General features: G+C 68.1%; 17 protein-coding genes. 10 read left to right on the top strand and 7 right to left on the bottom strand.

Going from position 1 to position 14,825, the window contains the following annotated elements; translation table 11 throughout:
- Nucleotides 1-79: 79 nt before the first annotated feature.
- On the top strand, nucleotides 80-1,639 hold the full coding sequence (gene guaA / locus L632_RS0105960) for a glutamine-hydrolyzing GMP synthase (protein WP_028711267.1): 1,560 nt from the start codon (nucleotides 80-82) through the stop codon (nucleotides 1,637-1,639).
- A gap of 195 nt (nucleotides 1,640-1,834) precedes the next feature.
- The gene (locus tag L632_RS23450; RefSeq protein WP_028716481.1) at nucleotides 1,835-2,644 is read left to right on the top strand and encodes a GNAT family N-acetyltransferase; all 810 of its coding nucleotides are present in this window, start codon (nucleotides 1,835-1,837) and stop codon (nucleotides 2,642-2,644) included.
- A gap of 4 nt (nucleotides 2,645-2,648) precedes the next feature.
- Here L632_RS23450 and L632_RS0105950 read toward each other — a convergent pair whose 3' ends face one another.
- The 6 genes from L632_RS0105950 to alr all read right to left on the bottom strand — a co-directional run bounded on the left by L632_RS0105950 (nucleotide 2,649) and on the right by alr (nucleotide 7,831).
- Nucleotides 2,649-3,581 carry a CBS domain-containing protein gene (locus L632_RS0105950; protein ID WP_028711269.1) on the bottom strand — a complete coding sequence of 311 codons (933 nt, stop codon included), beginning with the start codon at nucleotides 3,579-3,581 and terminating at the stop codon, nucleotides 2,649-2,651.
- Nucleotides 3,578-4,102: an rRNA maturation RNase YbeY gene (ybeY, locus tag L632_RS0105945; RefSeq protein ID WP_051416111.1), complete on the bottom strand. Its 525-nt coding sequence runs from the start codon at nucleotides 4,100-4,102 to the stop codon at nucleotides 3,578-3,580. Before ybeY ends, L632_RS0105950 begins: the two co-directional genes overlap by 4 nt.
- Complete coding sequence (locus tag L632_RS22140; RefSeq protein ID WP_036697444.1) at nucleotides 4,095-5,204, bottom strand: PhoH family protein; 1,110 nt, start codon at nucleotides 5,202-5,204, stop codon at nucleotides 4,095-4,097. Before L632_RS22140 ends, ybeY begins: the two co-directional genes overlap by 8 nt.
- A gap of 115 nt (nucleotides 5,205-5,319) precedes the next feature.
- Nucleotides 5,320-6,057, bottom strand: a complete 738-nt coding sequence (locus L632_RS0105935) for an ABC transporter ATP-binding protein (RefSeq protein ID WP_028716480.1) — start codon at nucleotides 6,055-6,057, stop codon at nucleotides 5,320-5,322.
- Nucleotides 6,057-6,815, bottom strand: coding sequence for an ABC transporter permease (locus tag L632_RS0105930; protein WP_028716479.1), 759 nt, complete (start codon nucleotides 6,813-6,815; stop codon nucleotides 6,057-6,059). Before L632_RS0105930 ends, L632_RS0105935 begins: the two co-directional genes overlap by 1 nt.
- The gene (gene alr, locus L632_RS0105925) at nucleotides 6,812-7,831 is read right to left on the bottom strand and encodes an alanine racemase (RefSeq protein WP_028716478.1); all 1,020 of its coding nucleotides are present in this window, start codon (nucleotides 7,829-7,831) and stop codon (nucleotides 6,812-6,814) included. Before alr ends, L632_RS0105930 begins: the two co-directional genes overlap by 4 nt.
- Before the next feature lie 158 nt (nucleotides 7,832-7,989).
- Here alr and L632_RS0105920 point away from each other — a divergent pair, with 158 nt between their 5' ends.
- The 8 genes from L632_RS0105920 (at nucleotide 7,990) to L632_RS0105885 (ending at nucleotide 14,591) form a co-directional block, all read left to right on the top strand.
- Nucleotides 7,990-9,522, top strand: a complete 1,533-nt coding sequence (locus L632_RS0105920) for an acyl-CoA carboxylase subunit beta (protein ID WP_028716477.1) — start codon at nucleotides 7,990-7,992, stop codon at nucleotides 9,520-9,522.
- A gap of 24 nt (nucleotides 9,523-9,546) precedes the next feature.
- A complete protein-coding gene (locus L632_RS0105915; protein WP_028716476.1) occupies nucleotides 9,547-10,200 on the top strand; it encodes a DUF6497 family protein in 654 nt (217 codons plus the stop codon).
- A gap of 184 nt (nucleotides 10,201-10,384) precedes the next feature.
- On the top strand, nucleotides 10,385-10,516 hold the full coding sequence (locus L632_RS25065; protein WP_256380431.1) for a hypothetical protein: 132 nt from the start codon (nucleotides 10,385-10,387) through the stop codon (nucleotides 10,514-10,516).
- A gap of 93 nt (nucleotides 10,517-10,609) precedes the next feature.
- Nucleotides 10,610-11,032, top strand: a complete 423-nt coding sequence (locus L632_RS0105905) for a hypothetical protein (protein ID WP_028711277.1) — start codon at nucleotides 10,610-10,612, stop codon at nucleotides 11,030-11,032.
- 157 nt (nucleotides 11,033-11,189) lie between these two features.
- Nucleotides 11,190-11,435 carry a hypothetical protein gene (locus tag L632_RS0105900; RefSeq protein WP_028711278.1) on the top strand — a complete coding sequence of 82 codons (246 nt, stop codon included), beginning with the start codon at nucleotides 11,190-11,192 and terminating at the stop codon, nucleotides 11,433-11,435.
- 66 nt (nucleotides 11,436-11,501) lie between these two features.
- Nucleotides 11,502-11,729, top strand: a complete 228-nt coding sequence (locus L632_RS0105895; protein WP_028711279.1) for a hypothetical protein — start codon at nucleotides 11,502-11,504, stop codon at nucleotides 11,727-11,729.
- A gap of 96 nt (nucleotides 11,730-11,825) precedes the next feature.
- Nucleotides 11,826-13,883, top strand: a complete 2,058-nt coding sequence (locus L632_RS0105890; protein ID WP_028716475.1) for an acetyl/propionyl/methylcrotonyl-CoA carboxylase subunit alpha — start codon at nucleotides 11,826-11,828, stop codon at nucleotides 13,881-13,883.
- 48 nt (nucleotides 13,884-13,931) lie between these two features.
- Nucleotides 13,932-14,591, top strand: a complete 660-nt coding sequence (locus L632_RS0105885) for a hypothetical protein (RefSeq protein ID WP_028711281.1) — start codon at nucleotides 13,932-13,934, stop codon at nucleotides 14,589-14,591.
- Here L632_RS0105885 and L632_RS0105880 read toward each other — a convergent pair.
- Nucleotides 14,557-14,739, bottom strand: coding sequence for a hypothetical protein (locus tag L632_RS0105880; protein ID WP_028711282.1), 183 nt, complete (start codon nucleotides 14,737-14,739; stop codon nucleotides 14,557-14,559). The two genes, L632_RS0105885 and L632_RS0105880, sit on opposite strands and share 35 nt — an antisense overlap.
- Nucleotides 14,740-14,825 lie beyond the last annotated feature (86 nt).

Genomic DNA, 14,825 nt, shown 5'->3' with positions numbered 1-14,825 from the left:
TCAAATACCCCGGCGGCGCTGCAGCCGGCGATGCGTCAGCCCTCTTGCGAAGCGCATTGCCGCGGCCTAAAGCCTTGCCATGACCCAGCATCAGCGCCTTCTCATCATCGATTTCGGCTCCCAGGTCACGCAGCTGATTGCGCGCCGCCTGCGCGAGCTGAACGTCTATTGCGAAATCCACCCGTTCAACGCGGTGGACGACGCCTTCCTCAAAGACTTCGGCCCGCAGGCCGTGATCCTGTCGGGCGGTCCCGCCTCCGTCACCCAGGCGGATTCGCCGCGCGCGCCGCAGAGCCTGTTCGAGCTGCAGATCCCGGTCTTCGGCATCTGCTATGGCCAGCAGGTGATGATGGAGCAGCTGGGCGGCCGCGTCGAATCGGGCCATCACGCCGAATACGGCCGCGCCTTCATCGCACCCGCCGAGGGCCACAAGGGCGACGGCATCTTCGCCGGCCTGTTCGACACCGGCCGCGAGGAAGTCTGGATGAGCCACGGCGACCGGGTGACGCAGCTCGCGCCCGGTTTCGAGGTCATCGGCACTTCGCCCAACGCTCCCTTCGCCATGATCGCGGACGAGGCGCGCAAGTTCTTCGCCGTGCAGTTCCATCCCGAGGTGCACCACACCCCGAACGGCCGCCGGATGCTGGAGAATTTCGTGCGCATGGCCGGCTTTACCGGCGACTGGACCATGGCCAGCTATCGCCAGGAGGCGATCCGCAAGATCCGCGAGCAGGTGGGCGACAAGCGCGTCATCTGCGGGCTTTCGGGCGGCGTCGACAGCTCGGTCGCCGCGGTGCTGATCCACGAGGCGATCGGCGACCAGCTGACCTGCGTCTTCGTCGATCACGGGCTTTTGCGGCTGAACGAGGCCGAGGAAGTCGTGACCATGTTCCGCGACAATTACAACATCCCGCTGATCCATGCCGACGAGAGCGAGCTGTTCCTGTCCGCGCTGGAGGGCGTCGCCGACCCGGAGGTCAAGCGCAAGACCATCGGCAAGCTGTTCATCGACGTGTTCCAGAAATACGCGAGCGGGATCGAGGGCGCGGAATTCCTGGCCCAGGGCACGCTTTACCCGGACGTGATCGAATCGGTCAGTTTCTCGGGCGGCCCCTCGGTCACCATCAAGAGCCACCACAATGTCGGTGGCCTGCCCGAGAAGATGGGGCTGAAGCTGGTCGAGCCGCTGCGCGAGCTCTTCAAGGACGAGGTGCGCGCGCTCGGCCGCGAGCTGGGCCTGCCCGAGAAATTCATCGGCCGCCACCCCTTCCCCGGCCCCGGCCTCGCCATCCGCTGCCCCGGAGAGATCACCCGCGACAAGCTGGACATCCTGCGCAAGGCCGATGCGGTCTTCATCGACCAGATCCGCAAGCATGGGCTTTACGACGAGATCTGGCAGGCCTTCGTCGCCATCCTGCCGGTGCGCACCGTGGGCGTGATGGGCGACGGGCGCACCTATGATTATGCCTGCGCGCTGCGGGCGGTGACCTCGGTGGACGGCATGACGGCGGATTACTACCCGTTCAGCCACGAGTTCCTGGGCGAGACCGCGACGCGGATCATCAACGAGGTCAAGGGCATCAACCGCTGCACCTATGACATCACCTCGAAGCCGCCGGGCACCATCGAGTGGGAATGACCCCGAAGGGCAGCCGAGGGGCTGCCCTTTTCGTTTCGGGGGCCGGATCCGGCGCAAGGCGCGGCTTTGCAAATTGACAAGGCCGGCTTAATGCCGCCCGATAAGGTGGCCGCCGCTAACGGCTTCGGCCCCGGGAACGCTGCCGGTTCCCCCCGGCCTGCCATTGCGGCAACCGTTCACAACAAGGATCCTGCCATGAGTTGCGCCTGCGGACATAACCACAACCACGCCCCCCCTGTGGCTTTGGGCGGCGAGGAGATCCGGCTGGACCGGCCGCTGGTCTCGCTTTCGGGCCGGCTGATCTGCCAGGACGCCGCGCAGATGCTGCTGGCGCTGGACCTGCTGACCGAACATGCCGAACTGAGCCGGGCCGAGCCCGGCAACCTGCGCTTCGACCTTGCCCAGGCCGAGGATCCGCTGGTCTGGGAACTGAATGAGCTTTACGCCGACGAGGCCGCCTTCCAGGCGCATCGCGACCGGTTGAAGGACAGCCGCTGGGGCCGCGAGAGCCATGGCATCCGGCGCGATTTCACCCGCAGCGAACCGATGCCGCGCCTTCGGGCCGAGATGGCGCATGACCGCGCCGCCGTCTCGGACCTGCTGACCCGCGCCTTCGGCGGGAAGGACGAGGCGCGCCTGGTCGAGGCGCTGCGGGCCGAGGGCAGCCTTGCCCTGTCGCTGGTCGCCGAGACGGAAGGCACCCTCGTCGGCCATGTCGCCCTGTCGCCGCTTCGGGCCGAGGCGCCGGCGCTGGCGCTGGCGCCGCTGGCCGTGCATCCCGCCGTGCAGTCGCGCGGCATCGGCGAGGCGCTGGTCCGTGCCGCGCTTGCCGCATTCGACGGCCATACCATCGTGGTCCTGGGCGACCCGGCCTATTACGGCCGCTTCGGCTTTGCGCCGGCCGAGCTGGATTCGCCCTATGCCGGGCCGCATCTGATGGCGCTGGGACCGCAGCTGCCCGCAGGCAGCCGCATCGCCCACGCCCCGGCCTTCGCCGCGCTCTGACGCTTCAGCTTTCGGTCTCGGCCGGCGGCGGCTCCTGCTGCGGCAGCCGGAGCCGCACGCGTTTGACCCGGCGCGGATCGGCGTCGACGATCTCGAATTCGGCGCCGCTTTCATGCGGGATCACCTCGCCGCGCACCGGCACGCGACCGGTCAGCATGAAGATCAGCCCGCCCAGCGTGTCGATTTCTTCCTCTTCCTCGTCGGTGGCAAGGCGCAGTCCGGTCTGCGCCTCGACTTCCTCAAGCGCGGCGCGGGCCTGGATCAGCCATTGCCCGGGCTTTTCCTGGATGACCAGGCCGCCCTCGATCTCGTCATGCTCGTCCTCGATCTCGCCGATGACCTGCTCGATCAGGTCCTCGATGGTGACAAGCCCGTCCACGCCGCCATATTCGTCGATCACCAGCGCCATGTGGATGCGCTTCTGCTGCATCTGCTGCAAGAGCACGCCGATGGGCATCGAGGGCGGCACGTAAAGCAGCGGCCGCAACATCGGGCGCAGCGCGAACTTGACCGGGACCTGGGCGCCGAAGCCGTATTTCAGCGCCAGATCCTTGAGATGGATCAGCCCCAGCGGACTGTCGAGCGTGCCGCGAAACACCGGGATGCGGGAAAAGCCGTGCTCGCGGAACATTTCGACCAGTTCCGGCAGGCTGGCGGTCACCGGGGCGGCGGCGATTTCCGCCTTGGGAATGGCGACGTCATCGACGCGCATCCGCCGCAGGTTGACCATGCCGGGCACGCCCGCCGGGGCGGCGGCCGGCCCCTTGTCGCGATCCTCGGCGCCTTCCGGCTCGGGCTCTCCGCCGCCCAGGGCGCCGAGGATGCGCCCCAGAAAGCCGCGCGATTGCGGCAGGTCACGCCCGTCCCCGCCGATGCCATCCGCCCATGAGGCGGGTTCGGCAGAGACGGGCGTGTCGGGACTTCGGTCGTTACTCATGTCTCGTGTTCCAGATAAGGATCGGGGATGCCCAGCCTGCCCAGGATCGAGCGTTCGGCATCCTCCATGGTTTCGGCATCCTCGTCGTCGATATGGTCATATCCTGCAAGATGCAGCATTGCATGGACAAGAAGATGCGTGGCGTGATCGGCGAAGGGCTTGCCCTGCGCCTCGGCCTCGCGCAGGCAGGTGTCGTAGGAAATGGCGATATCGCCCAGCTCCTCGTCCCCCGGCGGCTCGGGGCGGGCGCCCGGGGCGCGCGGCTCGAACTCGGTCGAGGGCCAGCTCAGCACATTCGTCGGCTTGGGCTTGCCGCGGAACTCGGCGTTCAGCGCGGCGATGCGGGCGTCGTCGCAGCCCATGACCACCACCTGGAACGCGCCCAGGTCCAGCCATTCGCCCACGGCGCGGGCGGCGCGCTCGGCCATGGCGGGCAGGCCGGCATCCTCCCAGCGGTCGTCCTCCAGCACGATGTCGACGATCTCCGGCGCCTCGTCGCGGGCGGTTCCGGCCTCAGGCATCACCCGCCCCTCCTGCCATGCCGCCGCCCGCCAGCCGCGGCTCGCGGCGGGGGATGCGCTGGCCGCGCTCGTCGAAGATCTCGCCGCGGGCCAGCGCCGCCTCGGCCTCGGCGTCATAGGCCTCGATGATGCGGGCGACCAGCGAATGGCGCACCACGTCCTTGGCGGTGAAATAGCTGAAGCTGATGCCCTTGATGTTCTTGAGGATCTTCTCGGCATCGACCAGGCCGGAATGCACGCCGCGCGGCAGGTCGATCTGGGTGCGGTCGCCGGTCACGACCATGCGCGAGCCCTCGCCCAGCCGGGTCAGGAACATCTTCATCTGCATGGTGGTGGCGTTCTGCGCCTCGTCCAGCACCACGAAGCTGTTCGACAGCGTCCGGCCGCGCATGAATGCCAGGGGCGCGATCTCGATGCGCTTTTCCTCCATCAGCTTCTGCATCTGCTTGCTGGGCAGGAAATCGTTCAGCGCGTCATAGAGCGGCTGCATGTAGGGATCGACCTTCTCCTTCATGTCGCCGGGCAGGAAGCCCAGCCGCTCGCCCGCCTCGACGGCCGGGCGCGACAGGATGATGCGGTCGACATGGCCGCCGATCAGCATGGTCACGCCCACCGCCACCGCCAGATAGGTCTTGCCGGTGCCGGCCGGGCCGATGCCGAAGGCCAGCTCGTTGGCGAAAAGCGCGCGGACGTATTCCTTTTGCGCGTCGGTGCGCGGCTCGACGGTCTTCTTGCGGGTGCGCAGCTCGATCGGGCCGGTCTGGAACATCTCCAGCTGCTCGGCCGGGCTGGGCCCTTCGGTCACCGTCTCGCTGCCCATGCGCAGCGCCGCCTCGACCTCGGCCATCTCGACCGGGCGGCCCTGTTCCAGCCTGGCGTAAAGCGCGCGCAGCACCTGCGCCGCCTCGGCCTGGGCCTCGACGGGGCCGACGACCGACAAGAGGTTGCCGCGTCGCAGGATATGCACCTTCAGCGCCTCCTCGATGCGGGCGAGATAGCGGTCATGCGGGCCGCACAGGTCGATCAGCAGCCGGTTGTCGTGAAATTCCAGCAGGGTTTCGCCGGGGGTCGCGGTCGCGGGATGCGTAGGGGTCAGACCCAAATTCGTCTCCGAGGTGGGATTCTCAGTAACTCATGGTTGCAACTGCGCGGGATTCGCACAAGGGGGGCGGCCCCGCTGTTTTGGATTTGCAGCCGATTCGGCGGAAAAACGGGCATCACGCGCCGGGGCCCCGCGCCATGGGACGGGCCCGGCCTGCGACGAAATCCCGCAGGTAGTCGTCCTCGGCCGCGTCCATTTCGGCAACCCCGCCCTGCCAGCGGACCCGCCCTCGGTCCAGCAGCGCCACCCGGTCGGCGATGCTGCGCACCGAGCTCATGTCATGGGTGATGGTGATGGCGGTGGCGCCGGTCTCGTCCACGATGCCGCGGATCAGCGCGTTGATCGCCGCCGCCCGGATCGGGTCCAGCCCGGTCGTCGGCTCGTCGAAGAAGATCATCTTCGGGTCGGCGGCGATGGCGCGGGCCAGCCCGGCGCGCTTGCGCATGCCGCCCGACAGCTCGGCCGGGTAAAGATCCGCCACCTCGGGGCCAAGGCCGACGCGGGCCAGCTTTTCCACGGCGATGGCGCGGGCGCGTGCCTTGGGCATGGTCCGCAGCAGCCGAAAGGCGACGTTGCGCCAGACGGGCAGGCTGTCGAACAGCGCCGCGTTCTGGAACAGCATGCCGAAATGCTCCATGAACGCGCCCCGCTGCCCGGCCAGCGGCCGGCCCTGCCACAGGATCGCGCCGGCATCGGGCGTCTCCAGCCCCAGGATACAGCGCAGGAGCACCGATTTCCCGGTGCCCGAGCCGCCGATGACCACCAGGCTTTCGCCCTCGGCCAGGTCCAGGTCCACGCCGTCCAGCACCCGCTTGGCGCCATAGGCTTTGCACAGGCCGCGCACCGAGAGCATCAGAAGAACAGCCCCGTCAGCGCGAAATTGGCGGCGAGGATGCCGACCGAGGCCGCGACCACGGCATTAGTCGTCGCCCGTCCGACCCCGGCCGCGCCGCCGGCGGCCGTCATGCCGAACCAGCAGCCCGACAGCGCCACGATCAGCCCGAAGACCGCGCCCTTCAGCAGGCCCGAGACCACGTCCCAGCTTTCCAGATAGGCCCAGGAATTGGACAGGTAGAGCGCCGAGTTGAACCCCAGCGCATTCACCCCGATCAACCAGCCGCCCATGATGCCGATCACGTCGCCGACGCCCACCAGAACCGGCACGCACAGAAGCGCCGCCCAGAGCCGGGGCGAGACCAGCCAGCCCATGGGATCGGTGGACAGCGTCACCAGCGCGTCGATCTGTTCGGTGACGCGCATGGTGCCCAGCTCGGCCGCGATGGCGCTGGCGACACGGGCCGCGACCATCAGCCCGCCCAGCACCGGGCCCAGTTCGCGCGCCATGCCGATGGCGACGATGGCGGGCACCACGTCCCCGGCCTGGAAGCGTTCGCCCCCGGAATGGATCTGCAAGGCCAGCGCCGCGCCGGTGAACAGCGCCGTCAGCCCCACCACCGGCAGCGACAGCCAGCCGATCTGCATGGCTTGCCGCGCCAGTTCCGCCGGGTGCTGCCCGACACGCGCCAGCCCGCGGGCGGCAAAGATCGCCACCCGGCCCGTCATCCGGGCAAGGCCGATCGCCGCCCTGCCGGTCAGCCGGATCGGGTTCACAGCCAGCGACGCTCGTAGCGCCGGCCGAGCGAGGTCAGGATCTCGTAGCCAATGGTGCCGAACAGCGCCGCCAGGTCGTCGACGCCCTGCCGGGCATTCAGGATCTCCAGCGCCGGCGGCACGTCGGGCAGGTCGGTCACGTCGACGGTGATCAGGTCCATCGAGATGCGGCCGATCACCGGGCAGGGACGCTCGCCGGCCCAAAGGCTCAGCTTGCCGTCCCGCGCCAGGGCCCGCGCCAGCCCGTCGGCATAGCCTGCGGCCACCGTCGCCACCCGCGACGGGCGCGCGGCGGTCCAGGCATAGCCGTAGCCCACGGATTCGCCGGGTTTCACCTCGCGCGTCTGGATCACCGGCAGCGCCAGCGTGACCACCGGCTGCGCATCGCCAAAGGGCTCGCCGCCGTAAAGCCCGATACCGGGCCGCACCAGGTCGAAATGATAGTCCGGCCCCAGCAGGATGCCCCCCGTCGCCGCCAGCGAGCGCGGCGCGGCCACGCCCTCGGTCATGGCGCGGAAAGCGGCGAGTTGCCGGGCATTGGCCGGGTGGTCCGGCTCGTCGGCGCAGGCCAGGTGCGACATGATCAGAGCCAGCCCGCCGGCCAGCGCCTCGGCCCGGACCGCGGCCCATTCGCCGGGCTCGAAGCCCAGCCGGTTCATGCCGCTGTCAAGCTGGATGCCGAAGGCTCCGCGCGGCCGCAAGGCCCGGTCGCGAAAGAATTGCTCGGGGCTGTTCAGCAGCGGAATCAGCCCGGCCAGGTCGGCGCCCTCCATATGGCCCGACAGCACGAAGATGCGCGCATCCTCGGGCAGAAGCGGCCGGATCGCCTGCCCCTCCGAGGCCAGAGCCACGAAGAAATCCCGCACGCCTGCCGCATGAAGCGCCGGCGCCACGCGATCCGCGCCCAGCCCATAGGCATCGGCCTTGACGACGGCCGCCGCCCGCGCGCCGGGGGCCTTGGCCGCAAGCGCCTTCCAGTTGGCCACGATGGCCGGAATATCGATGACGAGTCCCATGGCAGCGGCATGGCTCTTGCCCATGGCGGCGTCAAGGCTTTTGCCAATTTTGCTATTTGCAGCGCGATTGGCTAGCATATTTTGCAAATTTTCGCCTTTCTGCTTCCCGCATGGGCGCCAAGCCGATAGTTTGCGCCAAACCCAAAGGGAGACGGCTCATGAAGGACATCCTCGGCGAACTGGAATCGCGCCGCCGCGATGCGCGGCTGGGCGGCGGGCAGCGGCGCATCGACGCCCAGCACGCCCGCGGCAAGCTGACCGCGCGCGAGCGGCTCGAGCTGCTGCTGGACGAGGGCTCCTTCGAGGAATTCGACATGTTCGTCCGCCACCGCTCGACCGATTTCGGCATGGAGGAGGACCGCCCCTATGGCGACGGCGTCGTCACCGGCTGGGGCACGATCAACGGCCGCATGGTCTATGTGTTTTCGCAGGACTTCACCGTCTTCGGCGGCTCGCTGTCGGAAACCCATGCGCAGAAGATCTGCAAGATCATGGACATGGCGGTGCAGAACGGCGCTCCGGTGATCGGGCTGAACGATTCGGGCGGCGCGCGCATCCAGGAGGGCGTGGCCAGCCTCGCCGGTTACGCGGACGTGTTCCAGCGCAACATCATGGCCTCGGGCGTGGTGCCGCAGATCAGCGTCATCATGGGCCCCTGCGCCGGCGGCGCGGTCTATTCGCCGGCGATGACCGACTTCATCTTCATGGTCAAGGACACCTCCTATATGTTCGTGACCGGCCCCGACGTGGTCAAGACGGTGACGAACGAGGTGGTGACGGCCGAGCAGCTGGGCGGCGCCTCGACCCATACCAAGAAATCCTCGGTCGCCGACGGTGCCTTTGAAAACGACGTCGAGGCGATGTCGGAAATCCGCCGGCTGGTCGACCTCTTGCCGCTCAACAACCGCGAGAAGGCGCCGACCCGGCCGTTCTTCGACGACCCGAACCGGATCGAGCCCAGCCTCGACACGCTGATCCCCGACAACCCGAACCAGCCCTATGACATGAAGGAACTGATCCTGAAGGTCGCGGACGAGGGCGATTTCTACGAGATCCAGAAGGATTTCGCCGCCAATATCATCACCGGCTTCATCCGCATCGAGGGCCAGACCGTCGGCGTGGTCGCCAACCAGCCGATGGTGCTGGCCGGCTGCCTCGACATCGACAGTTCGCGCAAGGCGGCGCGCTTCGTGCGCTTCTGCGACGCCTTCGAGATCCCGATCCTGACCTTCGTCGACGTGCCGGGGTTTCTGCCGGGCACCGGGCAGGAATATGGCGGCGTCATCAAGCACGGCGCGAAGCTGCTGTTCGCCTATGGCGAGGCGACGGTGCCGAAGGTGACCGTCATCACCCGCAAGGCCTATGGCGGCGCCTATGACGTCATGGCCTCCAAGCACCTGCGCGGCGATTTCAACTATGCCTGGCCCACGGCCGAGATCGCGGTGATGGGCGCCAAGGGCGCGGTCGAGATCCTGTATCGCAGCGAGCTTGGCGATGCCGAGAAGATCGCCAGCCGCACCAAGGATTACGAGGACCGCTTCGCCAACCCCTTCGTCGCCGCCGAAAAGGGCTTCATCGACGAGGTGATCCAGCCGCATTCGACGCGCCGCCGCGTGGCGCGCGCCTTCGCCAGCCTGCGCGGCAAGAAGCTGTCGAACCCCTGGAAGAAGCACGACAACATCCCGCTGTAACGGCGGACGACCGAGGGAGGAAGCATGTCGGGACTTGCGGCGATCGGCTTTGCGCTGGTGCCTCCGGCCGTTCTGGCCGGGGCAGCGGGCGCTGCGCTGGCGCAGGATGCCGCGGGCGACATCACCCTGCCCTCGGGCGCCGTGGTGCGCTGGCAGGAGACGCGGCACGACGATGCCGGCGGCTTCGGCCTGACCTATCGCTTCCGCTTCGTCATGCCCGACCTGGCGCAGCGCGTGCCGGCGACCAGCGGCCCGGCCACGGATTTCGCGGATGACGAGGCCCGCGGCCCGATCGAGATCGACACCGAAAGCGGCGAGACCCGGGGCGCCGAGCCCGATGACGGGCTGATCGACCCCGCGGCGCTGGAGGATCTGACCGAGGCCGATATCCCCGACGAAGCCGACGAGCAGGCCGCGGACGCGCTGATCGGCGAGCCGGTGCTGCCCGCCGCGCCCGATGTGCTGGCCCAGGACCCGGTGCATGACGACATCGTCTGGCTGTGCGAGAGCTGGGCCCTGCCCCGCATCGCCGCGCCCGCGCCGCGGCCCAGCCAGATCATCATCAGCCTTTCGGATCGCGAACTGCCCTTCGGTGCGCTGGATCCCGAGGCGGTGCAGCTGTTCGAGGCCTTCCGCCTGCCTCCCGACCGCGACGTCTGCGAATGGGAGCCGTGGTGATGGCCGTTTCCCCGCGCCCTGATGCAAGCCTGCCACAGCCGCCCGCAGCAGCGCCCGCCTGCCTGCGGGGTGCCTGTCGGCACTGCGCAGCGCTGGCTATGATGGCGCCGCGGCCGCATGGGGCGGCCGAATCTCAACCGAGCAGTCGGGACGCAAGCGTCCCGCATTACAGGAGCACGACGACATGTCGAAGAAGCTTGCACTGGCCCTCGTTCTCGTTGGCCTCGCCGCGGCCTGCGCCAAGAAAGAGCCCGAAGTCACCCCGATTCCGGTCCAGCCCGAGCCGGTCTTCCAGGGCAAATACGGCGCCAACTGAGCCATTGGCCGCGCGCGGGCTGCAAGGCGGCCCGCGCCATCCGCGTCCCGCCCGCCCCCCGCGCGATCACGCAATCATCCAAGGGGGCAAGACATGCTGAAGCATCGCGGCTTTCCGGGCCGCCTTCCCGGCACCGATTTCCAGTTCACCATCCGCCGCGCCAACAAGAAGGGGGCAACGCCCCTGGTCCGGCGCGAGCGCTATCGCGACCGCAAGCCGGCCGACCGCCGCGCCGATACCGCCTTTCTGGCCGCGCTGATCGAGCATTTCGGCGAGGAACCCTTTCAGCGCGGCAATCTCGACGCCGGGCGGCTGTCCTGGCTGATCGGGCGCGAGGTGGTGCCGGTCGGCAAGCTTGATCCCACCGATTACGACCAGCTGCTGCGCGTGGACCTGAAGCGCGCCGAGGCAGGCTTTCCCGAACTCTTCGCCGAGGACGCCCCGGAATTCGACTGGGACGGGGCCGATTGGGACGACGAGGACTGGGACGACGAAGACGAGGACCCGCGTCGATGATCGGCCAGAGAACGGACGGGCCGCGGATGGGCGGATTGCCGCGTAGTGACGCGTTTTCACACCGTTGTCAGTTTCTTCCCGAAATGCTGCATGCAATATTGTGGGCACCTCTCTCATCAACGGCCCGTAACCGGGTCCATAATACAGGCAAAAAGCTATGCAAAAATCCGTCATCCTCCGTCTTTCCGGCGCGGTCCTGCTGGTCGCCGGCCTTGCCGCCTGCGAACAGGGCTATGGCGGCGGCGCGACCCTCTCGCCCGACGCGCAGCGCGCGGCCGGCGGGGCGCTGGCCGGTGCGGCCGTGGCAAAGATCATCGACGGTGACGTTGCCACCGGCGCGCTCATCGGCGCGGCTGGCGGCGCGCTTTGCGACGACGCCGGCGTCTGCCAGCGCCGCTACTGATTTCAACAGGGCCGACGGCGCAGGGCAGACCGCCCGCGCCGCAGCCCGCATCCCGGAGCAAACGAGATGTCCAAGAAACTCGTCCTCGCGCTCGGCCTTGGCCTGTTCGGCCTGGCCGGCTGCACCCAAGGCATCAACCCGACCGACATGGACCGCGGCCTCATCGGCGCCGGCGTCGGCGCAACCGCTGCCTATGTCGGCGGCCATAACGTCGCCAAGGGCGCGGCCATCGGCGCTGCCGCCGGCGCGCTTTGCGACGACGTCCGCCTCTGCGAGCCGAACCGCCGCTACTAAGCCGCGCGGCCATAATCCATTGCCGTTTTCAGGCCGTCCCGGCACCCTGCCGGGGCGGCTTTTTCACGTCCGGGATCTGCCCCAAGGGAAAGAAGCATGTTCAAGAAAATCCTGATCGCCAACCGGGGCGAGATCGCCTGCCGGGTCATCAAGACCGCCAAGAAGATGGGCATCCAGACCGTCGCCGTCTATTCCGACGCCGACCGCAACGCGCTGCATGTCAAGATGGCCGACGAGGCCATCCATATCGGCCCGCCCCCGGCGAACCAGTCCTATATCGTGATCGACAAGATCATGGAGGCGATCCGGCAGACCGGGGCCCAGGCGGTGCATCCCGGCTACGGCTTCCTGTCCGAGAACATGAAATTCGCCGAGGCGCTGGAGAAGGAAGGCGTCACCTTCATCGGCCCGCCCTCGCCCGCCATCGAGGCGATGGGTGACAAGATCACCTCGAAGAAACTGGCGCAGGAGGCCGGCGTCAGCACGGTTCCGGGCTATATGGGCCTGATCGCCGATGCCGATGAGGCGGTGAAGATCTCGGGGCAGATCGGCTATCCGGTGATGATCAAGGCCAGCGCCGGCGGCGGCGGCAAGGGCATGCGCATCGCCTGGAACGACCAGGAGGCGCGCGAGGGCTTCGAATCCTCGAAGAACGAGGCGGCGAACAGCTTCGGCGACGACCGCATCTTCATCGAGAAATTCGTCACCCAGCCGCGCCATATCGAGATCCAGGTGCTGGCCGACAAGCACGGCAATTGCGTCTACCTGCACGAGCGCGAATGTTCGATCCAGCGCCGCAACCAGAAGGTGATCGAGGAAGCCCCCTCGCCCTTCCTCGACGAGGCGACCCGCAGGGCCATGGGCGAGCAGGCCTGCGCATTGGCCAAGGCGGTGGGCTATACCAGCGCCGGCACGGTCGAATTCATCGTCGATGCCGACAAGAACTTCTATTTCCTGGAAATGAACACCCGCCTGCAGGTCGAGCATCCGGTGACCGAGCTGATCACCGGCATCGACCTGGTCGAGCAGATGATCCGCGTCGCGGCGGGCGAGCCCCTGCCCTTCGCCCAGGCGGACCTGAAGATCAACGGCTGGGCCATCGAAAGCCGGCTCTATGCCGAGGATCCCTATCGCAACTTCCTGCCCTCGATCGGCCGGCTGACCCGCTATCGCCCGCCGGCCGAGACCGCCGCCGGGCCGATGGTCGAGGCCGACCGCTGGGTGCCCGCCCATCCCGGCGACCATCCGCCGGTCGCCGCGACCGGGGTGCGCAACGATACCGGCGTCTACGAGGGCGGCGAGATCAGCATGTATTACGACCCGATGATCGCCAAGCTCTGCACCTGGGCGCCGACCCGCGAGGCCGCCATCGAGCAGATGCGACTGGCGCTGGACGAGTTCGAGGTCGAGGGCATCGGCCACAACCTGCCTTTCCTGTCGGCGGTGATGGACCATCCGAAATTCGTCTCGGGCGACATCTCGACCGCCTTCATCGCCGAGGAATATCCCGACGGCTTCCTGGGCGCGACGCTGCCCGATGCCGAGATCACCCGCGTCGCCGCCTCGGCCGCGGCCATGCATCGCGTGGCCGAGATCCGGCGCGCCCGCATCTCGGGCCGGCTCGACAATCACGAGCGCCATGTCGGCGAGCATTGGGTCGTCTTCGTCGCCGGCAAGGAGATCCCGGTGCGCATCACCGCCGACCGCCAGGGCTCGACAGTCGAGATCGACGGGCGCAAGCTGCGCGTCGAAAGCGACTGGCTGCCGGGGCAGTCGCTGGCACGGCTGTCCGTCGACGGCTCGCCGCTGGTGATGAAGGTGGACCGGCTGCCCTCGGGCTTCCGGCTGCGGGTGCGGGGCGCGGACCTGAAGACCTATGTCCGCCGCCCGCGCGCCGCCGAGCTGGCGCGGCTGATGCCCGAGAAACTGCCGCCGGACACCTCGAAATTCCTGCTCTGCCCGATGCCGGGCCTGATCGTGCGGATCAATGTCGAGACCGGCGACGAGGTGCAGGAAGGCCAGGCGCTGGCCACGGTCGAGGCGATGAAGATGGAAAACATCCTGCGCGCCGAAAGGAAGGCGGTGGTGAAATCCGTCAACGCCCAGCCGGGCGAAAGCCTCAAGGTCGATGACGTGATCATCGAGTTCGAGTGACAGGCAACCGCCGGGCGCCCGCCAGCGTCCGGCCAAGGGATCGGGATCATGCCGGTTTTCGACGACTATCTCAGCCCCCATGCACAGCAGGCGGTGATCGCCGGGCTGTTCATCGCCACGGGCTGGTGGGTCGTCGCCTTCCAGAACCGCCGCCGCGATGCCAAGCTGCGGGCCGAGCGGGTCGATGACATGCAGCGCGCGCTGCTGGCCGAGGTGCGCGCCCATGTCGTCGCGCTGGAGCGCCAGGTGCAGGACGGGCGCTTTGACACGCTGCTGTCGCAGATCGAGGAAGGCAATGCCGGCCTGGTCATCGCCCATGGCGGCAACGACCGCATCTTTCGCGCCGTGCTGCCGGACATCCACCTGCTGCCGGGGGGTGTGATCGACCCGGTGGTCATCTATTACCGGCTGATCGCGGTCATGGATTCCATGGCCGAATCCATCCGCCGCATGGCCCGCAGCCGTCCCGAAAGCGCGGCCGACATGATGCTGGACTATATCCTGCTGAACCAGGAAGCGCGCGAGGCCGGGCTGGACGTCCTGGAGGTGCTGACCGCCAGCCTGCGCGGCGGCGAGGCCGAGATCCAGGCCATGCTGCGCAAGCAGCGCGAGGATGCGGCCCGACTGATCGCCGCCACCCTGCCCGGCGAATTGGCCGGGCTGCGTGATCGCCTCAATAGGCGATCTTCGGACCGGAGCGGCCTCTGATGGGCTTCAGGCCGATGACACTGGTGATTTCATTCGCGCTGCGGGTGCGGCGCAGCCGCTCGATCACCTGTTCGGTGGCCGTGTCCGGCTTGCGCGGCCGGGGCGGAGCGGCCTCGTCGGTCACGCGCGTCAGGGACGATTTCGCCATGGCACAGCTCCTTTGCAGCGGGCAGCACGTCTGCCCTGGCCTCAAGATAAGGCGTCAAGCCCCTTGTCGCAATGAAGGAGTTGCGA

The organism is Paracoccus sp. J39 (genome assembly GCF_000518925.1).
GTDB lineage: Bacteria > Pseudomonadota > Alphaproteobacteria > Rhodobacterales > Rhodobacteraceae > Paracoccus.
Note: the sequence above shows the minus strand (reverse complement) of the source record. Positions and strands in the feature narration are given on the sequence as shown.